This window comes from Lacibacter sp. H375, from assembly GCF_037892425.1.
Classification (GTDB): Bacteria; Bacteroidota; Bacteroidia; order Chitinophagales; family Chitinophagaceae; genus Lacibacter.
This window is the reverse complement of the sequence record NZ_JBBKTT010000002.1, coordinates 248439-269731: the sequence shown is the minus strand read 5'-3', so window position 1 is coordinate 269731 and position 21293 is coordinate 248439. Positions and strand designations below refer to the sequence as shown.

General features: G+C 40.1%; 21 protein-coding genes. 8 read left to right on the top strand and 13 right to left on the bottom strand.

Going from position 1 to position 21293, the window contains the following annotated elements; all coding sequences use genetic code 11:
* A partial coding sequence (locus tag WG954_RS21615; RefSeq protein WP_340439200.1) for an immunoglobulin domain-containing protein occupies positions 1–1233 on the bottom strand: 1233 nt, incomplete at its 3' end.
* Positions 1234–1582: 349 nt separating this feature from the next.
* On the opposite strand from WG954_RS21615, the gene WG954_RS21610 reads away from it, so the two are divergent.
* Positions 1583–4117, top strand: coding sequence for a ligase-associated DNA damage response DEXH box helicase (locus WG954_RS21610; RefSeq protein WP_340439199.1), 2535 nt, complete (start codon positions 1583–1585; stop codon positions 4115–4117).
* 98 nt (positions 4118–4215) lie between these two features.
* On the top strand, positions 4216–4713 hold the full coding sequence (locus WG954_RS21605) for a heme-binding domain-containing protein (protein ID WP_340439197.1): 498 nt from the start codon (positions 4216–4218) through the stop codon (positions 4711–4713).
* Positions 4714–4741: 28 nt separating this feature from the next.
* Here WG954_RS21605 and WG954_RS21600 read toward each other — a convergent pair whose 3' ends face one another.
* A complete protein-coding gene (locus WG954_RS21600; protein ID WP_340439196.1) occupies positions 4742–5230 on the bottom strand; it encodes a hypothetical protein in 489 nt (162 codons plus the stop codon).
* Positions 5231–5301: 71 nt separating this feature from the next.
* Here WG954_RS21600 and pdeM point away from each other — a divergent pair, with 71 nt between their 5' ends.
* Positions 5302–5961 carry a ligase-associated DNA damage response endonuclease PdeM gene (gene pdeM / locus WG954_RS21595; protein ID WP_340439195.1) on the top strand — a complete coding sequence of 220 codons (660 nt, stop codon included), beginning with the start codon at positions 5302–5304 and terminating at the stop codon, positions 5959–5961.
* Between the two features lie 86 nt (positions 5962–6047).
* The gene (locus tag WG954_RS21590) at positions 6048–6893 is read left to right on the top strand and encodes a histone deacetylase family protein (protein WP_340439194.1); all 846 of its coding nucleotides are present in this window, start codon (positions 6048–6050) and stop codon (positions 6891–6893) included.
* 113 nt (positions 6894–7006) lie between these two features.
* On the opposite strand, the gene WG954_RS21585 is transcribed toward WG954_RS21590, so the two are convergent.
* A complete protein-coding gene (locus WG954_RS21585; protein ID WP_340439192.1) occupies positions 7007–9472 on the bottom strand; it encodes a DUF5916 domain-containing protein in 2466 nt (821 codons plus the stop codon).
* An 88-nt stretch (positions 9473–9560) separates the two neighbouring features.
* The gene (locus WG954_RS21580; protein WP_324231561.1) at positions 9561–10310 is read right to left on the bottom strand and encodes an XRE family transcriptional regulator; all 750 of its coding nucleotides are present in this window, start codon (positions 10308–10310) and stop codon (positions 9561–9563) included.
* A gap of 291 nt (positions 10311–10601) precedes the next feature.
* Between WG954_RS21580 and surE the strand changes: the two genes are divergently transcribed.
* Entirely contained in the window at positions 10602–11390 is a 789-nt protein-coding gene (gene surE / locus WG954_RS21575) for a 5'/3'-nucleotidase SurE (protein WP_340439191.1), read from the top strand.
* On the top strand, positions 11390–11683 hold the full coding sequence (locus WG954_RS21570; protein WP_340439190.1) for a hypothetical protein: 294 nt from the start codon (positions 11390–11392) through the stop codon (positions 11681–11683). Before surE ends, WG954_RS21570 begins: the two co-directional genes overlap by 1 nt.
* A gap of 197 nt (positions 11684–11880) precedes the next feature.
* Here WG954_RS21570 and WG954_RS21565 read toward each other — a convergent pair whose 3' ends face one another.
* Positions 11881–12279: a hypothetical protein gene (locus tag WG954_RS21565; RefSeq protein WP_324231558.1), complete on the bottom strand. Its 399-nt coding sequence runs from the start codon at positions 12277–12279 to the stop codon at positions 11881–11883.
* 417 nt (positions 12280–12696) lie between these two features.
* Between WG954_RS21565 and lpxB the strand changes: the two genes are divergently transcribed.
* Positions 12697–13821 (top strand): lipid-A-disaccharide synthase, encoded by a 1125-nt coding sequence (lpxB, locus tag WG954_RS21560; RefSeq protein WP_340439189.1) that lies wholly within the window; start codon positions 12697–12699, stop codon positions 13819–13821.
* Positions 13822–13825: 4 nt separating this feature from the next.
* On the opposite strand, the gene WG954_RS21555 is transcribed toward lpxB, so the two are convergent.
* Positions 13826–14002, bottom strand: coding sequence for a DUF6728 family protein (locus WG954_RS21555; RefSeq protein WP_340439187.1), 177 nt, complete (start codon positions 14000–14002; stop codon positions 13826–13828).
* A gap of 135 nt (positions 14003–14137) precedes the next feature.
* Here WG954_RS21555 and WG954_RS21550 point away from each other — a divergent pair, with 135 nt between their 5' ends.
* A complete protein-coding gene (locus WG954_RS21550) occupies positions 14138–14698 on the top strand; it encodes a fasciclin domain-containing protein (protein WP_340439186.1) in 561 nt (186 codons plus the stop codon).
* A gap of 62 nt (positions 14699–14760) precedes the next feature.
* Here WG954_RS21550 and WG954_RS21545 read toward each other — a convergent pair whose 3' ends face one another.
* The 7 genes from WG954_RS21545 to nosZ form a co-directional block, all read right to left on the bottom strand.
* Complete coding sequence (locus tag WG954_RS21545) at positions 14761–15156, bottom strand: group III truncated hemoglobin (RefSeq protein WP_340439185.1); 396 nt, start codon at positions 15154–15156, stop codon at positions 14761–14763.
* Between the two features lie 5 nt (positions 15157–15161).
* The gene (locus WG954_RS21540) at positions 15162–15452 is read right to left on the bottom strand and encodes a cupin domain-containing protein (protein ID WP_340439184.1); all 291 of its coding nucleotides are present in this window, start codon (positions 15450–15452) and stop codon (positions 15162–15164) included.
* 9 nt (positions 15453–15461) lie between these two features.
* Positions 15462–16229: an ABC transporter permease gene (locus tag WG954_RS21535; protein ID WP_340439183.1), complete on the bottom strand. Its 768-nt coding sequence runs from the start codon at positions 16227–16229 to the stop codon at positions 15462–15464.
* Between the two features lie 5 nt (positions 16230–16234).
* Positions 16235–16933 carry an ABC transporter ATP-binding protein gene (locus WG954_RS21530; RefSeq protein WP_340439182.1) on the bottom strand — a complete coding sequence of 233 codons (699 nt, stop codon included), beginning with the start codon at positions 16931–16933 and terminating at the stop codon, positions 16235–16237.
* A 3-nt stretch (positions 16934–16936) separates the two neighbouring features.
* Positions 16937–18172 carry a nitrous oxide reductase family maturation protein NosD gene (locus WG954_RS21525; RefSeq protein ID WP_340439181.1) on the bottom strand — a complete coding sequence of 412 codons (1236 nt, stop codon included), beginning with the start codon at positions 18170–18172 and terminating at the stop codon, positions 16937–16939.
* A complete protein-coding gene (locus WG954_RS21520; protein WP_340439179.1) occupies positions 18172–19173 on the bottom strand; it encodes a nitrous oxide reductase accessory protein NosL in 1002 nt (333 codons plus the stop codon). Before WG954_RS21520 ends, WG954_RS21525 begins: the two co-directional genes overlap by 1 nt.
* 84 nt (positions 19174–19257) lie before the next feature.
* Positions 19258–21252: a Sec-dependent nitrous-oxide reductase gene (gene nosZ / locus WG954_RS21515; RefSeq protein WP_340439178.1), complete on the bottom strand. Its 1995-nt coding sequence runs from the start codon at positions 21250–21252 to the stop codon at positions 19258–19260.
* Between the last annotated feature and the right edge of the window lie 41 nt (positions 21253–21293).

Sequence of the window (21293 nt, the reverse complement as noted above, 5' to 3'; positions counted from 1 at the left end):
TGATGTGGTTGTTCCATCATACACCTTACTATCTGTTACGGCTGTAACTGTAATCGGTTTCTGGTTTACTGTTAATGTCCCATTGCCATCGCTTGTTGCACCTGGTGAACAATCACCACTTACAATAACACGATATTTACGACCGCTCATAGCAACAGTTGGCTTTGCTATATTCAGGGTTGCCGTTGTTGCACCCGTATAAAAACCACCATTTGTTATATTGTTCCATGTGCCGCTATACTCCTGCCACTGATAAGTTAATGTACCTGCACCTGTGGCAGTAACTGTGAATGATGCATTTGATCCATAGGTGATATTTTGATTGGCTGGTTGGGAATTAATGGAAGGACTTGCTTGTACTGTAACCGCTGGTTGAGTACCAGGGTTGGCTCCGCTTCCAATTGCAGGATATGGCGTCCCTGTAAAATCGTTAGCAACCCAAGCTTCAGTGGTAAATTCATAATTACCAGCTAAAGAAGGAGATGTTGCATTAAAAGTTATGGTTATTGACTCCCCTGGATCCAAAGAATTTGACGCCCCTCCTGTTCTTACAAACAATATCTTTCCAACGTCAGACCCAGTCCCAGTTGTTACAGAAAAAGTTTGTCCACTTGGGCTAGTTGTGTAAGATAGGACTGATGTTATAGTAAATCCAGGTATTACAATTTTTCCAGAACCTAATCTTGAATTTGCACCAGTTGTGCCACCTGAACTTGTAGTATTGTTCGTAATTGTTAGGCTAATTGGGGAAGATGTACTGGGACAAATAGATGTTAAAGAAACAGTTGAAGAGAACAATAGAGCATCTTTAAATATTGTTACAGCAACCAACCCAGAGCTTTGCCCAGTAGCCGTAAGCGTAAACGTTACACCAAGATGGTTCTCTTTTATTAGAAACTGCTTACTATATATTTTGCCTTCAGCATCAGCTACTGCAACCAAATCGTGCGGAAGCAAACAAGTTGCGGGCTTAGGATCTTCCTCAACGTCTAAGGTTACCGTTTCTCCGGGTTGCCAACCTGTACCAGTAATAACAACTGTATCTCCGGGTTGGTAATCTGGTTTGTCAGTCATCACCGTTGCCTGCCCCACAACCCCACTCATCATCCCAACACTCATCACAAGCATGGCCAAACGAAGCAGTAGTTTTTTAGATTGGAACAGGAAATAAAAAGGAGTAAACAGTGCATCAATGGCACGCTGGCTAACTGACAAACGAAGCAGTTGTTGCATAACAGAGGTTTTAGTGTGGTTGGTTCAGCAAAGAAAGAATGGATCCTCAGGTGGTTTTGGGAAGGAGTGGATACAACAGCAAATACACAGACATAGCTATGTAATGCATAATAATTTAAAGTTCGATCTTAACTGGTAATGGGAAGTTTCAGAGGATTGGGATTGCGGATTAAACAGCCAACAGATGGCCTACTTTACTTGTACGAAATGTGAAAGTAGAGTAAATAAAACATTCACACAAGCGGGCTAACAGATTTTTTTTGATCTCATATGTGCGTTGTTAAGGCTGAAAACCTTTAACGGGGCAGATTTTCACCATACAGATCACTTAGTTTTGTCTTCCACTTTTATGCAGCTTCACCTCACTCCCGGTTATCAACGTATCGCATACTGGCTTTCGGCTAAAGGCCTGCATCCATTTGCGTTCCAGGAAGAAGCATGGCAACATATTGCAGCGGGTAAAAGTGGATTGGTGAATGCGCCAACCGGCTGCGGTAAAACCTTTTCCGTTTTTCTTGGTTCACTTATCCGTTTCATCAATCAACACCCTGAACAATATCAAACAAAAGCAAAGAACGGTTTACAATTAATCTGGATCACACCACTCCGTGCATTGGCGAAAGACATCGGACGGGCAATGGAAGAAGTGATCAGTGAATTAGGTATGAACTGGACCGTTGGCATCCGCAATGGCGATACCACAACCGCTGAACGTGCCCGGCAAAAAAAGCAATTGCCGGAAGTACTAATCATCACACCCGAAAGCCTGCATTTATTTCTTGCTTCAAAAGGTTATGCAGACGCATTTAAAGCTGTGCAGCTAATTGCAATTGATGAGTGGCACGAACTGATGGGCAGCAAACGTGGTGTGCAGGTTGAGTTAGCGATTTCAAGGATAGTGGGTAGTCATAAGTCGTTAGCCGATAGCATTTCAACTTCAGGACTAAAGACTAGCAACTACGGGCTCAGTATTTGGGGCATCTCTGCAACCATCGGCAATTTAGAAGAAGCAAAAGAAGTATTGCTTTCGCCTTTGAACGAAGAAGGTGTAATTGTAAAGGCCAACATGAAAAAACAGATCGTCATAGAATCTGTATTGCCCGATGAAATAGAAAATTATCCTTGGGCTGGTCACCTTGGTATTAAACTTATACATAAGGTTATTCCGATTATAGAACAGAGTACAACAACGCTCATCTTTATTAACACCAGAGGCATGAGTGAGCGATGGTACCAGGAACTGCTTAATCATGCACCAGAACTTGCAGGCGCCATTGCCCTGCATCACGGAAGTATTGAACAGGAATTACGTTTGTGGGTGGAAGAGGCTTTGCATACTGCCAAACTGAAAGCAGTAGTATGTACGGCTTCATTAGATCTTGGTGTTGATTTTCGCCCAGTCGAAACCGTTATACAAGTTGGTTCTCCAAAAGGTGTATCAAGATTTTTGCAACGTGCAGGGCGAAGTGGACATAGCCCCGATGCTGTGAGTAAAATTTATTTTCTTCCTACGCATTCACTTGAGTTAGTTGAGGCAGCAGCATTAAAAAGTGCGATCGATGAAAATTTAATTGAGAGCAAAGAACCCATGTTGCTTTGTTTTGATGTGTTGATCCAGTATTTGAATACGCTTGCTATTTCAGATGGTTTTAAACCGGAAGAAATTTTCGAAGAGCTCAAAACAACTTATTGTTATCGTGAGCTCAATGAAGACGAATGGCATGAAGTATTGCAGTTTTTAGTAGAAGGTGGCAAAGCATTGCATCAATATGATGATTATAAAAAGATCGAGATCATTGATGGGGTGTACAGAATTCAAAGCAGGCGTTTAGCCATGCGACATCGTATGAACATCGGTACAATTGTAAGCGATGTGATGATGAAAGTAAAGATGGTGCATGGCGGCTACATCGGCATGATCGAAGAATATTTTATCACAAGGCTTGAACCCGGTGATTCATTTACACTGGCAGGAAGAAATTTGGAATTGGTTCAGATAAAAGACCTGACAGCATTTGTAAAAAAATCAACATCAAAGAAAACAATTGTTCCAAGCTGGAATGGTGGTCGCATGAGTTTAACTGCTAACCTCGGGAAGAAGTTAAGAGAAACATTTAATGAAGTTGTTGAAGCAAATCAGTCAGGCAAGCCAGCATCTTCACCCGAACTCATTCATCTTTCTTCTCTCTTTCAATTGCAACAGGAATTATCACATATTCCAAAAGCTGATGAACTGTTGATCGAGCAGCATGAAAGCAAAGATGGTTATCATTTGCTGGTATATCCGTTTGAAGGAAGACAAGTGCATGAAGCCATGAGCGCCATCCTTGCCTATCGCATTGGCAGAATTGCACCACTTACTTTTTCCATTGCTATGAATGATTATGGATTTGAGTTATTGTGCGATCAACCAATACCTGTTGATGATACAAATGCAAACGATCTGTTCACTCTAGATCAACTTACACAAGATATCCATCGCAGTGTTAACTCAACTGAAATGGCCCGTCGAAAGTTTCGTGATATTGCAGTGATCGGTGGGCTGATCGTTCAAACATCACCGGGCGAACAAAAGAAAGCTCGTCATTTGCAGGCCTCAGCAAGTTTGTTGTTTAATGTGTTCAGCGAATACGATTCAAAGAATGTATTGCTTCGCCAGGCTTACCAGGAAGTATTTGATCAGCAGATGGAAGAAGTGAGGCTGCGAAATGCATTCAACCGTATTCAACAAAGCAAGATCATTCTTACATTTCCAAAACGGTTTACTCCTCTCTCCTTCCCCATTATTGCAGATGGATTGAACCGCAATAATCTTTCGAGTGAAAAACTGGAAGACAGGATCAGGCGTATGCAGGCCCAGTTGAATAATGCCTGGTCGTCTTAAGATACTGGCTGAAAAAAATGACCACAATTTTCTTCGCACTGTAAATCTGTCATTGAAATGAAATCATTTTCTTATTACATTTATCAAAACAACAAGCAATGATCAAAAAGATCCTTTATGTTCTTATCGCCGCACTGGTGATCATCCAGTTCATCCGTCCAAAACAAAACGTATCCGCAGGACCGTTTACCAATGATGTAAGTACCAAATTTGCTGTGAATGACAATGTAGCTTCAATCTTAAAACAATCTTGTTACGATTGCCACAGTAACAATACTGTTTATCCATGGTATGCAAATGTGCAACCGGTTACCTGGTGGTTGCAGGATCATGTTAATGAAGGAAAGAAAGAATTAAATTTTTCTGAATTTGCAACTTACACAGCCAAACGTCAGCGGAAAAAATTCAACGAGATCATGGAAGAAGTGAAAGAAGGAAAAATGCCGCTTGAGAGTTATACATGGATGCATAAAAAAGCAATCCTCACTGCTGAACAAAAAGCAGCATTGTATAAATGGTGCGAGGAAAATCTCGCAGCACTCCCACCGGCAGAACCTGAGCAACAATCGGACAATAATAAATCAGCTGAAAAATAAACGAAGCCCCGTGAGGGGCTTCGTTGTTTTATTGTACTAAATATTTTCGTTGCGCCCCAAACAAAATGATAAAAAGAATAGCGATCACAAATCCAAAAATGGCAGACCAGATATCAATTACCACTGCAGTAAACAACGGCAGGGCTAATTCAGCAGAAGAATAAAAAGCAAATCCTTGTTTTTTAAGCTTACGCATTTGCAACACGCCATATATACAAACGAGAGCTGTGATAATTGTTACGATCAATATTGGCAACCGGTATTCATACTGTTTCAGGGTTGCATCGGCCGACCATTGCAAAAATCCGCTGAAAGGTTTCATCTCTCTTGTTTTTTCCAATCCTCTGGTTTCCGGTACCGATTTTGCACTGAATGGAATGATCAGATAAGCGGCTATTCCTCCAAGTATCTGGAAACCACTGCCAATAAAACTAAGAATGCTCAGCACATTTATTCCGTTAGGTACAGCTGGTTTCAGTTCAAAAGAATGTTGCAAATAATCACGTTGATCCTGCATGAATTTTTTTTTGAAAATAAATCATTTCCGCTAACGGTTTGCACAAAATCATCGGCTTACATTTGCAGGTCATGACCCAGCAACCTCATCGTTTTTATCTGAAGCAACAAACACTCTGGCTGTCGCCGGAACGTTGTTTGTTTTGGGAAGAAGATAAATCTCTTATTATATCTGATATTCATTTAGGCAAGAGTGGTCATTTCCGCAAAGCCGGCATTGGCATTCCGCAAACAGTGTTTAAAGAAGATCTGCAACGACTGATAGCGCAGGTGCAATTTTTTAAACCGGAACGGTTAATTGTGGTGGGTGATTTTTCACATAGCAACATGAACAACGAACTGAAGTTGTTTGAAAGGTGGCGCAAAGATCTGTCGCAACTGCCTATTCATCTGGTAAAAGGCAATCATGATATTCTTGATAATGATTGGTACGCTACTCATGATATTACCATTCACCATGAACAACTTCAAACCGCTCCATTTACGTTCATGCATGAATTACCTGTAACTACTTTTAGCGAAGATGAGTATATATTCACCGGGCATGTTCACCCGGGCATACGTATTGGCGGATTAGGTAAACAATCGTTACAGTTTCCTTGTTTCTACTTTGCCGGCGGGCATGCAGTGCTGCCCGCCTTTGGACGTTTCACCGGGTTACATCCTGTTCGTCCAAAGAAAAAAGACAAAGTATTTGCCATTGCTGATAAAAAAGTATTGGAACTGCAATAAAACTCAACGTCATCACAAATAAATTATTACATATTGCCCATGCGCCAATTTATGCGCATCCGTTGCCGGAAGGTCATCGATTCCCCATGTTGAAATATGAATTGATACCTGAACAATTACTACATGAAGGAAGTATTTCAACTATTAATTTGTTTTCGCCTGAACGATGTGCCGATGAAATTGTTTTGCTGACGCATACAGAAGAATACCTTACCAAACTCAAGCAGCAAACACTTTCTGTAAAAGAACAAAGACATATTGGCTTTCCGCAATCACCTGCATTAACTGAACGTGAATTGATCATTACACAAGGAACAATTGATTGCTGCAACTATGCAATGGAAAACGGAGTTGCTTTGAATGTTGCAGGAGGTACCCATCATGCATTCGCTGACCGTGGCGAAGGATTTTGTTTGTTGAACGATTTTGCCACTGCAGCTAATTATTTACTGCATCAGCAAAAAGCAAAACAAATACTCATTGTTGATCTTGACGTACACCAGGGAAATGGTACCGCTAAATTGTTTGAACAAAACAAAAAAGTATTTACGTTCAGTATGCATGGCGCACACAACTATCCTTTTCACAAAGAAACAAGTGATCTTGATATTGGTTTGAAAGACGGCACTGATGATAGTATTTATCTTCCCTTGCTTGAGAACACACTGAACATGCTTATTAACAAAGTGAAACCTGATTTTGTGTTTTACCTTTCCGGTGTTGATATTCTTGAGACGGATAAATTCGGCAAACTGAAAGTGAGTATGCAGGGTTGTAAGCAACGGGATGAAATTGTATTCAGTAAACTGCAAGAGCACAACATCCCCTGCACTGTTGCAATGGGCGGCGGTTATTCAGCCGATGTAAAAATTATTGTGGAAGCGCATTGCAATACGTTTCGTGTGGCGAAAGATATTTATGGATTAAATTAAGCGTAGAAAATCCAAACCACAAAAAACAAAATCCAATTAAAACCAATCTAAACTACATTCGATTTGCTGAACCGCCCTTTGACTTTGCTTAGGACTAACTTAGAACTCAGAACTTACAACTGATTTCTCTTGCGTTTTAACTTCTGCGAATCAATAAAGAAGATCATACGTGCAGTAAATTCATTCCCTTGCGGTGATAATAATACACAACCTGCATTACCCCAATAGTTTTTATAGCGATCACCATCAACCGGAAAATCATTTGCCAACCAGTTCTTCCAACCAACAATAAAACGACTGCCGTAGTTGAAATCCCATGTATAGAACACATCCATATTCCATACGTTGAAATTCTGATCTTGCCCCGGAATAAACGAACGATCAATATACCAGCCATCTTCACTCACATTATAAAAGCTTGCATAGTTTACACGGCTCCAATAATGACGGGCACGAAGTGTTACATTCATGCGGCTTGTGAAATTATAAATACCACTGATGAGTGTGGTTACATCTGTTTTTCTTCTTCTGCCAATAATGGGTTCGCCATTACTTTCACGCATAAACGCATACCCAAACTGTCCACGATCATCGGTATAACTCCAGTCAATATCTAAACTCAACCGATCGCTGAAACGATAACGCATACCCGGATGAATAACAATGTAAGGATCGTTCTTAATATCAACTGATTCAGCCATACCAAGGTTCAATCTTGCATACAAGCGCTTGCGGCTATCGGTACTTCCATTTAAACGAAGGAAACCCCAAGGTGTTTGTCTCATATAACGACCAGGTGTGCGCAACTCAAAATAACTTTTTTGCCAGAGTGGTTGGTAAGTAGCACCCAAACTTATATCCCAGAAATTTTTGAAGAACCAAAACGCATTGGCATTGTATTGAATGTTGGTGAACACAAAAGGTTTATACAACATTTCATGACGTACCGTTAACCTGAAATTGTAAGAGTTGAATTTATCGGTTGGTGTTAATTGATTATAACTGACAGTAAATTGTGTATTCACTTTATTGGCAACACCAAGAAATCCAAGATCGTTAGGATCATACCTGTCGCTTTCTACATTGCTTAATAAATTGAACTGGATCTTACCACTCACTTTTCCAAGACTTGCTACACTCTTAAACCCACTGTATGGATTTGGCCCCATGATCTTGCTGTAATCAAATTTTCCCTGGAAACCATATTGATTGCTTTTATCGAACAGGAACAAGTCAATGCCTGTTACGTTTGCATCTCTGCCTGCACCGCTACGTGTAACATTAGCATTAGTAAGCGTAATGGAAGAACGGCCTTTCAATGCCTGGTCGATAACGATCAAATTGTAATTGGTGAATGGCTCTGTTTGAATACGTTCAACCTGTTTGGTATTTGTATTTTCTATTTCAGCAAACATAGCTGCACCAATGGCGTTGAACACACCAATACCAAGCTTCTGTTTCGTTCTGCCGGAGAATTTTGTGGCGTTGAGTAATTGCACCACACCCGGGTTCGATAAAATTCTTGTGCTATCGGTTGAGCCTTTGCTACGTGCACTGTAATAACCCGATGGTGTTGCCCCCACTCTTCGTGAATAAAACAAACCGGCTTTGTTGAAGATTTCTGTTCCCTCTGTAAAGAATGGACGGTTCTCCTGAAACTGCACTTCAAAAGGAGAAAGATTATTAATAACGTTATCACTGATCACTTGTCCGAAGTCAGGGATCAATGTCATATCTAATGTGAAGCTTTCATTCACACCATATTTTACATCCATACCACCATTGCGGAGAAATTCATTTACTCTTCCTTTCGATGTTGGTGTTGTACGAAAGCCAGCCGTAACATAGGGAAGAAACGATAAGCGAAGCGGTGGTTCAAGATTTTCCAATCCGCTGAGTTTGCCAAACTGGTTTACAAATCCATTTTGATTGGGATTGATATTATTCCAATACGAGCTTTCGTTACTGCGACGGACATAGCGTTGAAAATTCAAACCCCAATCCTGCTTTTCTTTTTTGGCGAAACGAAGGGAAAAGTACGGGATCTTCATTTCAACCACCCATCCATCTTCATGCATGGTTACTTTACTTTCCCAAACGGCATCCCAACTATAATCACTCGGAGGACCAAACTGCGAAGACCGGTTCGGACTTAAACGTCCATCGCTTTGCACATTACGGCTTGTTACTAAAAACTGGAAACCATTCTGATCATCGTTGTATGTATCAAAGAAAACAGAGAAATAATCAACATCCTGCATGGTTTCTTTATCACGTGCCGTTAATTGCGTACGCACTTTTGACGGATCGTCATACAAGTAAGCACCTATATAAATAGAATTGTTATCGTAAACAACATACACTTTGGTTCGGTGTGCAGATGCTTCACCATAGTTGGGACTATTTACTATAAAGTTTTCGGCAACAGGTGCTGTTTGCCAAATGGCCTCGTCGAGCACACCATCTAATTTGGGTGCCTGCGCAACTTTACTGGCCTGAAGAGAACGTTCGGGTTCGTTATTGGCAAGTGATGATAAAGCGGCAATCGTTAATACAAAGGACAGGATCGATTTTCTCATTACGGCTGCAAACTATTATAAAAAAACCGCCCATACTTTTGATTTTGTATGAGCGGCGACATGACTTGGTTTACAGTTAAGGCAATGGTTAATTCATTTTCTTTTTGAGGTTGTTCACCTGATCCTGCAGGTTGCTTACCAACGATGCAAGATTGGTTACATCCCAACGCTGGCCCTGGTTGACACGGCTGAGTACCATTTGTGCACTCCAGAATTCAAGTACATCTTCGGCATTCACCTGGTATGGTTGATAAACAGGATTGTCGCTTACCAAAGTGAGCTTGTTCTTGGTGCGGTTACTTTTCAGCACACGCTTATAAACAACTCCTTCCGATTTGCTAAGGATAATATAGGCGTTGTTATTTTTTACATCATCGAGATTATGCACTTTCTCTCCTACTATTACACTTCCACTCGGGGTTGGCAACATACTATCACCCACAATTTCAAATGCACGATAGGTGCCGCCTGCGAGCATGGGCAACGTAAAGGTGTTGAGTTCATCGAGGAATTCAGGATCGGCATAGCCATTCAGGTAACCTGCCGCAGCTTTTACCGGAACAAAATGAATGACATTGGTTTCGGCGATCATCTTTAACTGCCGACGTTTCGCCAGGTAACTTCCCTTTGTTTCGCTGAGATCTTTGCGGAGAAGATCATCAATGCTCACTTTGAATAGATCGCTTACAGTTTCCAGCACTTCATAATTCGGCTCGGCACGTTCTTCTTCATACGCACCCACGAGTGAGCGTTTGATACCGATCTTTTGTGCAAATTCTTCCTGTGTCCATCCACGCAACTTGCGCAGGTATTTGAGGTTTTGATTGGCAACGGCCATAATCTGCTAATTTTATTGGAACGAATATACTAATTATTTTAGTTAGGCAAAATATTTTTGTTTCCCTCGCTCACAGATTGCATCGATGTACGCCGATGTTATTAATGGTTGAGTATCTGTTACTACGGCTTATGATGAATGATACAATTTTGCCAACTCCCCAATAAATCAGACTTTTACTTGAGCCGGCAGAAGCTGAATAGAATTGATTTTGTCCAAGAGTGCGACGCCAATGCAGCCACATAGTAATACATTTGCCGGCAACATAACCTGAACAAGCGATTGAATAAAATGGCCAAAGCAAAGAAACCGAAAGAACAACCCATCATCCTTATCACAAACGACGATGGTGTTACAGCACCGGGCATCCGCAGCTTAGTGGAAGCCGTAAAAGATCTTGGGAAAATTGTAGTGGTAGCTCCTGATAAACCACAAAGTGGAATGGGCCATGCCATAACTATTGGTTTTCCCCTTCGTTTACAAAAAGTACATTTAATGGACGATGTGGAAACCTGGCAGTGCAGCGGCACACCAGTTGATTGTGTAAAGCTGGCGGTTGATAAAGTACTGCACCGCAAACCAGATATTTGTCTCAGCGGTATTAACCATGGCGCCAACCACAGCATTAATGTTATTTATAGTGGTACAATGAGTGCGGCTATTGAAGCAAGCATTGAAAGTATTCCTTCCGTTGGTTTTTCCTTATTAAATATGAGTATGGAAGCCGATTTTAGCGGCGCCCAAAAATATGCCCGTTTAATAGTGCAGCAATTACTCAAAACCAAACAGGATAAACATCTTTGTTTGAATGTAAACTTCCCAAACGTTGATGCCAGTCTTATAAAGGGCGTAAAAGTTTGCCGGCAGGCATATGCCAAGTATGTTGAAGATTTTAATGAACGTACCGACCCTTCAGGTAAAAATTATTACTGGCTCACCGGCGAGTTTAAAAACTTCGATAAAGGAAAAGATACCGATGTTTGGGCCCTTGAACACAATTTTGTGAGTGTTGTTCCCGTTCAATTCGACCTGACAAATTATAAACTCAAAAAACAATTAGAAACCAAACTGACATTCTGATGCTGAAACTCGATAAACTACCCTTTGGAATCGCATTGGGCGCCCTCGCCCCCATTTTTGGTCTTGTGATTTACTACTTTATTAAAACTCCGTCCATTACGTTTGGCGAATTTGTAGAATACTTCTTCAAAACTAAAGCGATGCTTACGGCTGTAGGAAGTTTATGCCTTATTGCCAACATCATACTCTTTACCATTTTTATTAACGGACGACGTGATAAAACCGCCATCGGCATTTTTGCAATGACGGTAATGTATGGATTAATCATCCTTTACGCAAAATTCTTCATGTAAGACCGCTGAGGAAAGTTGATGCGGATGATGCGAATGAATAGTTCTTGTCATCGCTTCCATCTGATAATTTGTTTTTCACGATCGCTTTGATGGTTGATTAAAACTTCTCTATTATAGGTCAGGTGTTGCAACGGCCTTAAAAAAAAGGGTTGCCTGAAGAGGCAACCCGTTAACCCTGTGTCTATTGATTATGACTATTATAGTTTAACGATAGCTGTTTCGTTTATAACACGTGTGTTATTTTTGATACTGAAAACAGTTGACTGAGTTGATTTTGTACCAATCACTTCAAATGTTACATCTACACCTTCCAGTTCTTCTGTGTTTAACTGGTATTTACGTGTGATGTTTACACCGCTGATTGTTTCCTGGTGAAGGATCAAACCAAACTCATCCTTTACAACAATTACGAATTTTTCTGCTTCTTTATTATTTAGACTGAGCTGGAAGATTGGCTGATTTTGTGAACGGCCGATCATTTTTAACTCAGCTGCAGGAGTTAATTCGTTTACGTTTGTTGCGAATGCTGTAAATCCTGTCGTTACTGCTAATAAGGTAAATAAACCGATAGCTGCATTTTTCATTGTCTTTTTCATGTTTCTTATGTTTTAAATTTTTACGAAATGTTATTTGCTTTTTCTACAGGCAAGTATCGCAGCAAAAAATCGTGGGGCAAGTATCGTGGAGCAAGCAGGTTAAGTTAAATTCTACTCCGGAGATTCAGTACGGAAGAAGCTAGTGATTTGCTTCGTTGACAAGACAAAAGTACAGCCCCGCAAATTCCTGCACAAGTCAAGAAAAGGTTCATTTTATGGCCGTTACTTTCTTAATTATTTTCTAAAACCCTTACTGGTAAAGGGTTTCAGAAATTATTTTGCATGACGCCCAAACTCTTTTCCGGCTATATTATCAGAATGTTATCAGCCTGAAATACGCACAAATACGCATGCTGATTGATTGGTATCTTTACGGCAAAATATCACATTCACGCTCATCGATCGATTATTTACAACATGAATTATTACATCATAGCAGGCGAAGCAAGCGGCGATTTACACGGAAGTAACCTGATTAAAGAATTGCATAAGCATGATACAACAGCCAATATCCGTTGCTGGGGTGGTGAAAAAATGCAGGCAGCAGGTGCCACACTTGTAAAACATTACCGTGATCTTGCTTTTATGGGTTTTGTGGAAGTGATCAAAAACTTACGCACTATTTTCAACAACCTTTCTTTTTGCAAGGAAGATATATTGGAACATCGTCCTGATGTATTGGTGTTGATCGATTATCCCGGTTTTAATTTACGTATTGCTAAATGGGCAAAGGAAGAAAATATAAAAGTTGTTTACTACATCTCTCCACAGGTATGGGCATGGAAAGAAAACCGTGTGAAGATGATGAAGCAATGTATTGATCGGATGCTGGTGATTCTTCCGTTTGAAAAAGATTACTACAAAAAGAAATGGAATTGGGAAGTAGAATATGTTGGTCATCCCCTGATCGAAGAAGTGGAACGATCAAAAAAAGAATCAATCGCATTACAACCGGGGATACCAATTGATGCAACCAAACAGATCATTGCATTATTACCCGGCAGCCGCAAACAGGAGATCTTAAAAAAATTACCTGTGATGCTTGAAGTGAGCAGGCAGTTCAGCAATTATCAATTTATTGTTGCCAAAGCGCCGGGGCTTGATGCATCTTTTTACAATGAATTATTAAGGCCGTATGAAAATGTATCATATGTCAATAATCAGACCTATGCTTTATTACAACAATCAACAGCTGCATTGGTAACATCGGGCACAGCAACTTTAGAAACAGCTTTGTTTGAAGTACCTGAAGTGGTTTGTTATAAAGGCAACGAGATCAGTTACCAGATCGCTAAACGTTTGGTGAACATCAAATACATTTCATTGGTAAACCTCATCATGGATAAAGAAGTGGTGAAGGAATTGATACAACATGAAATGAATGCATTAAATCTCAGCAAAGAATTACAACTCATCTTACCCGGTTCTCCAAGACGTGAGGAACTGCAACAGGATTACAAACAGCTGAAAGATAAATTACAAGCTGGTGGTCATGCTTCGTTAAAAGCAGCCAAATCGATTATTGATTTTTTACAGCAGTAATATTTTATTTAAACAGGGGAAGAATTACCCAACGTACCAACATTACCATCATTGCAAACAGAAATACAAAAATGGAAATGCGGTTAATACCGTGCATGTATTTCATCCACTGCGTTTTTTCCTGGTTAGGATCAGGCTTCTTGATATATAAATATTCTGCTACCTGGCGGAGGATACCCATATCGTTTTTCTTTTGTAACAATGCAAGTTACAGAAATGTTGTGCAGATATGATTCAGGTCATAAAAAAGTAAGCGCTTCAGTTCTACTTTGGATTGAATTTCCACAGTATTTGTTCAACAAAAAAACCAAACTATATGAAGTATTTTTCCTTCATGGCAGCCACCCTTCTTTCACTTACAGTAGCCTGCAATTCTGCAAGCGAACAGGCTTCTAACACCACAACAAGCGAACCTGGCGCAGCAAATGCAGCCGGTCAATCGGCCGTGCAAGATGATGAATCACAAAAAGATGTGGTGAAAGTTGCCGTTGGCAGTAAAGACCATACCACGTTAGTGGCTGCATTAAAAGCTGCCGAATATGTTGATGTGCTGAGCAATGCGGGGCCGTTTACGGTGTTTGCTCCTACCAATGCTGCATTTGATCTTTTACCAAAAGGCACACTTGACAACTTGGTAAAACCGGAAAACAAAAACACACTGCGTGATATTCTTGAATACCATGTGTATGTTGGAGTATTAAAAGATGCATTGATGGCCGATGGCATGACGTATGGCATGGCAAACGGCCAATCAGTTACGATTGGCAATAAGGATGGAAAGATGACAGTGAATGGTGCAAACATTGTTGCCACAGTTCCTGCATCAAACGGAATTATTTATGTTGTTGATGCGGTATTGTTACCTCCCAAAAAATAACCTTACTAACTCCTAAAAATAAAGGCATCCAATTGGATGCCTTTTCCGTTCTCATAAACTAGTTAATAAATATTTTCCTGCCTGGGTAGTTGTGCAATATTGATCTGCATAACAGTTGCAATAGATAAGGCCCGTTGCTTTGCCTGTTCTGCTTTCTCCCCTTCAAACAGCTCATCAATTGTTTCGTTGAACAATTGTATCCAGCGGTCAAAATGTTCCTTCTTCATGGTTGATTTCTGATGAAGATCCATGTGAATTCGCATGGGATTACCTGTGTAAGCACCTGTGTGAAAAATAATATTCTCCCAGAAGTTATACATCACTGGCAAATGTTTTTCCCAATGCACATCTACAACTTTGTTGAAGAAAAAACCAATCAACGGATCGGGTTTTACTTTATCGTAGAATGTGTTCACCAATAAGATCACATCTTCACGATTTTCCATTTCCTTTTTCATGATTTCTATTTTATGATCATCATACTGAAATCCGTGAGCGCTTTCAATGCATGCACCTGGTTCGCTTTGAAAGAAAACAGATCACCACGTTTTAAATGATGCAGCTGTCCTTCAAGTGTAAATTCACATTCTCCCTTCTGCACTACAAGGAATGCATCTGTTTTTGAAACATGTGGTTTTAATACTTCACCTTCGGGCAGGTTGAGCAACATCACATTCATACGCTCATCTTTATAAACAGATGTTTTTGTTGTCTTCCCAAATCGGATCTGGTCTGATAGATTTCCTAAATGCATTTTTTTCTTTTAAAGATCCTTACGTTGAAATTTCTTCATAGACAACCACACCGGTACAATTGCCCATACTAACAATACAAGCGCCGATAATAACATTCCACTTGCACTGCCAAAAAAATCACTGAACACAGCACCAGTATAACCCATAAGTGCAGATATATCGAGTTTTAATAAGATCAAAATTCTTGACAGATCAACCGGGTTAAGCATACTTAATGCGATCATCGGCTTCTCCAATGGATAATCACTAAAACGGAATAGCAACATTAACACAATTGCATCATAGATTAACGTAAAAAAGAACCACAGCAATACCGACACTCCAATTCCTTTTGCTTTATCTCTTGTTACCACTGATGCAAGCAGCGCAATTCCTGTAAAGATCAATGTTTGAAAAACACCTGAGAGCAACAATATGTAACCGGTACTCGTGCCATCGTAGATCAATACAGGAATACCAACGCCAACCAAAAATGCAAGTACAAGTGATGAGGACAAGCCGGCATAAATACTTAACCACAAACTTTTACGCTTTAACGGTTGTGCTACCAGTAACTCAATAAATTCAGAAGAATTATACACATAAATAGTTGAGAAAATAATACTCACCAGCGGGATAAAAATAAGCACCAGGTTCATTAAGCTCATAATGCCCTTTGTTGCATTTTCATCCATATTAAAAATACCGAACGACATGGCCAGCAGAAAAAAAGTATAGGCCATGATGATCCTGTTACGGATAAGATCGAGCAGGACATGTTTAACAATCGTTCTCATAATCTTTATTTCATGATTTGTGCAAAGGCTTTTGCTAATTTCATTTCACCTGTGTCTTCCTGCAATTGCTGCAGCGATTTATGAAACTGTAATTTGCCATCCTGCATATAAATAATTTCACTCACCACATCATCAAGCTCGCTTAAGATATGCGATGTAATGAGAATAAGTTTTCCTTTTTGTTTTTCCCTGATGATCTTTTGTTTGAGCACTTCAGATGCCACAGGATCAAGCCCTGCAGTTGGTTCGTCAAGGATCAATACATCAGGATTAAATAAAAATGCAAGCGCCGCACTTACTTTTTGTCTTGTGCCACCACTAAGCGTCCGCATTTTTTTCTGCATCATCTCATTTAATCCAAATTCGTTGATGAGTTCTTCATCTGTTGCTGTGGGATTTTTCCGGATATCACGCATCATGGTAAATACCTGGGCAATCGTCATGTTATCAGGATAACGACCGATCTGCGGCATATAACCAATACGTTCACGGTACATCCAGTTGTGCAGGATATTATGTTGATCGAACGTGATAAAGCCACTATCTGGCACTACCATTCCGAGTATTGATTTAATCAATGTTGTTTTACCACTGCCGTTAGGGCCGATCAATGCAATGGTTTGTCCACGATTGCAGTTAACACTCACATTATCGAGTGCTTTTAATTTGCCGAATGTTTTTGTAACGTTACTGGCGATGATCATGGCTTAGAATTTAATTGGTTTCATAAGGGGTTCATCATCTTTTAATTCAACAGGTGTAATTACCGGCAACATTTTTTCTGCTTTATCAAGCAGCCCCACAATAAAACTGCGGTAAAGCATCATGCTGGAGTTGTTTCGTTCGCCGATCATCGAGAACATACTTACAGGACGGTAAGGCACATCTCCAATTCCGTTACGGTTGAGATCATAGCCTTCATATTTATCCCAGTAGTTCTTGAAAAATTTATTGAGCATCAGTTCTCCGTTGGTAGCCACATCAAATGAATTAGTGCGAAAATTATTCTGTTTGATATTATTTTCCATACAGCTGGCCTGTATCTTCAATGCCCAGCCATTATTTTCAAATGAATTTTTGACAAGATCGATGCGGTTGCTTCCTTCCATCATCACTCCTACTGTATTGCGTTTGAAAACATTTCCCTCCACATGGCTATCAGTAATATCCTTCATTAAAATGCCGTAAGCAGCCGTTCCCCAGTTATCAGCAAATGTGTTGTGATACATGCTGATGCCTTTTGAATACATCACCGCTACACCTGCACCATTATCGGTAAACCTGTTGGCTATATATGAATTGGTATTGGAAAACATAAAATGCAAACCATACCTCACATTTTTTGTACTGTTGTTTTGTTTGATGACAGAGTTGGTTACAAATTCAAAATAAATACCATCACGATGACCGGTAACGTAATTGTTACTGATCTGCATGCTATCACTCTTCCAGCAATGAATACCGTTACCGGAAGAAATTTCATCTTTCGCATCGGAGCTCAACTTATTACCTGTAATGATACAAGCTGTTGCATGTTGCGAGTAAATACCAAAATAACTGTTTTGAAACTGATTGTTACGGATAACTACACGACGGCTTTCCGCAATACGTAAAGCAGCAATATCATTATAACTGCTGCGGCCTGCATTACGGAATATGAACCCTTCCATCACAACGCCGTTTGCATTGATGGTGATGATCTCATACTTGCGTTCTCCATCAAGCACAGGAAAATTTATACCAAGCAGCACTAACTTTTTATTGATCGTGATCTGCCCTTCTTTGTACACACCTGCAAAAACCATTACCGTATCGCCATCAGCAGCCTGTTGCACTGCTTGCTTAACAGAACGGATCGGCTGTTTAGTGCCTACACGTAATGTGCGGGCTGAAACGGCAGATGAAAAAAGAAGAATAGATAGTATGGTGATTAATAATTTCATTATTTAAGAAGATCTTGCCAGTTAACCGACGATCCATTTATTTCCTGTTGAAATTTTTTCATACTGTCGGCAACTGTAAATGCAGCTACATTACCACCCATCGGGCTGCGTAACTGTTCACCTTGTAACAAAAAACTTTCTTCAGCCTTTACCAATTTTCCTTTCTCGGCAAAATCAACCAGGTAAACAGAAGCAATTTCGGTTGAAGGCACGTCGCCTGATTTCATAAAAGAAATCACGCAATGCACATCATCAAACTTGTACACTTTGTTCTTATCCGTAATCACCTCTGCACCAAAATGATGATCGCTGATCACCATCTTACAAAAATGACAGGCATCTTTTCCAAAACTGATTGGTTGTGGACCACTTGAACATCCCTGCATTGTTAACATCAACAAGAAAGAAGTTGTAGCAACAATCGTTTTCGGTTTTATTTTCCACTCACGGTAAGCAAGTATCACAAGTATAAGTCCAACAGAAAGAAAAATATAACCGCCAATATCGGGAAAAGAATAAGCGCCAAAATTCAATAACTGCTTAAAGCCTATCAACGGTGGTTGGTAAGCCATGCCTGGTACAATAATGGCAGCATCCGGGTCAAGGTTATGACCATAATTATATTCCCAGCGGTAAAAATCAAACATGGCAATTACACCAAACGCAATATAAAGTACAGTCCATGTGTAAAAGAACCAACGTCGGTTGACTAGAAATGATAGAATACCAAACAGTGCAAATGCTCCAATTAGATAAGGCAATATCGTAAACTCAACAAAATCTTCGGTACGTAGCCTACGCATACCAATGTAGTGATTCAGTCCGCTGATGACATCAACATCACCTGCCAGTTTATCCGCATGAATCTTTAATACAAGGCCCTCAGGATATTGAGGTGCAGTAAGATCAATGCGCCACATAGGCACAAAAATGACAACGAATAAAGCGGTTCCGCAAATGAAGGATAACATCCTTGTTAGTGTTGATAATGGCTTATTCATTGATCTGATTTTTTATTCAAAATGAAACAGGCCCGTCTACCTGTATGGAAGAACAGGCCTGTTATTGATAACTGTCCTCAACTTTTATTTACTTGCCGGTTTTTCTGCTGCGTCTGCTCCTTTCTTACCTAAACTGAATGAGAGTGGCAAACTGCTTCCCGCAGGCGATACACGCAGGTAGCCTTGCATTTCCTGATGCAATGCACTACAGAAATCGGTACAATAGAATGGGAATACTCCTACTTTCTCAGGAACCCATTTTAATGTTTGTGTTTCACCTGGCATAATCAGCAACTCTGCATTTAATGCGCCTTTAATAGCAAAACCATGTGGTACATCCCAATCCTGCTCAAGATTTGTAACGTGGAAATATACTTCATCACCTAACTTAACACCTTCAATATTATCTGGTGCAAAGTGTGAACGGATTGATGTCATGTACACATGAACTTTATTTCCTTCACGCACCACTTTTGATTCTTTCTCACCTTTTGCAGCATACGGATGCTGGTTTTCATCGATCTTATAAATTTTCAAACTCTTGTCTTTGATCAATGATGCCGGCATTGAACCTGCATAGTGTGGTTCACCAATAGTTGGAAAATCGAGGATCAGTTGCATTTTATCGCCACTGATATCGAAGATCTGAGCACTTTGCGTTAACTCAGGTCCAGTTGGCAGGTAACGGTCTTTTGTGATCTTGTTATAAGCCACTACATATTTACCCCATGGTTTTCTTGTATCACCACCAGGAACTGAAAGGTGACCGATAGAGTAATAAGTAGGTACACGATCAAGCACTTTCAGATCTTTCACATTCCATTTAACAATTTCACTGCTCACAAAGAATGAAGTATAAGCATTACCGTTTGCATCAAACTCAGTATGTAATGGTCCGAGACCTGGTTTTTGCACTTCACCATGTAAAGCTGCTTCGTATTTAATTACAGGAATGCCACCATATTCTCCATCGTATGTTTTATCAGCAATTGCTTTCTGAATTTTTGTAAATGAGAATACAGGAATGATAGCAGCAAGTTTACCACTGCCCACAATATATTCACCTGTAGGATCAGTATCGCAACCATGCGGTGATTTTGGACATGGAATGAAATAGCAGATATCTTTCAATACTGCAGGATCAAGCACAGTTACTTCTGTTTTGATCTCATGTTTAGCTGAATGCGTTTTCTCATCCCAGGTATTATGTGCATAACGAACTTGTTTTTTTACCCCTTTTCCTGCTTTGAGATATTCCTCTGCTTTTTTCCAGTTTACTGCAAGAATAAAATCTTTGTCACGTTGCGATGCATTTACTTCTAACAACGTATTTGCCTGCTCACTATTGTAACAGCTGAAGAAGAACCAACCATGGCTGGGTCCTTTACCTGCACGACTAAGATCAAAGTTTACACCAGGTAACAATAACTGAAATGCAATATCCATTTCACCTTTTTCTTTGCCAATACTGATGAAACTGATAACACCTTTAAAATTGTCTTTGTATGATTCAATAGGCACATCCGTATTATCCCCAATAGGAATACTGAAACGTGTACCTGCTACGAGATATTCTGAATTTTCAGTGATAAATGGAGATGAGTGATTACCTGCACTGTTGGGTATTTCAATGATCTCGGCTGTGCGGAAAGTTTTGTTATCGATCCTTGCAACACGTGGTGTGTTGTTACCGTTACCAAATGTCCAGCGTCCATCAATTTCACCATTTGTTTGTGAGAATGAAACATGGTGAAGATCATCCCATGGAACAAAACCATTCGAGGTCATTAACATAGGTTTCGATTCTTCGCTGTAACCATATCCTTTCTCAGGATCAACAGAGAACACAGGAATTACACGGAACAAACGGCCGCTGGGTAAACCATACACACTCATTTGTCCGCTGAAACCACCAGAAACAAAATTGTAAAATTCATCGTACTTGCCCGGGGCAACATAAGATTTTTCAGCAGAGCCACCGGCAGCAGCTGTGGAAGCACCTTTGGGTTTACAGGACATCCATTGCAGTGCAACAACTGCAACAAGCAAGATCGTCAACATTCTTTTAGAGCTGTTCATGTTAATTGTATTAAGAGTTATCAGTAAATTTTTGGGTAACT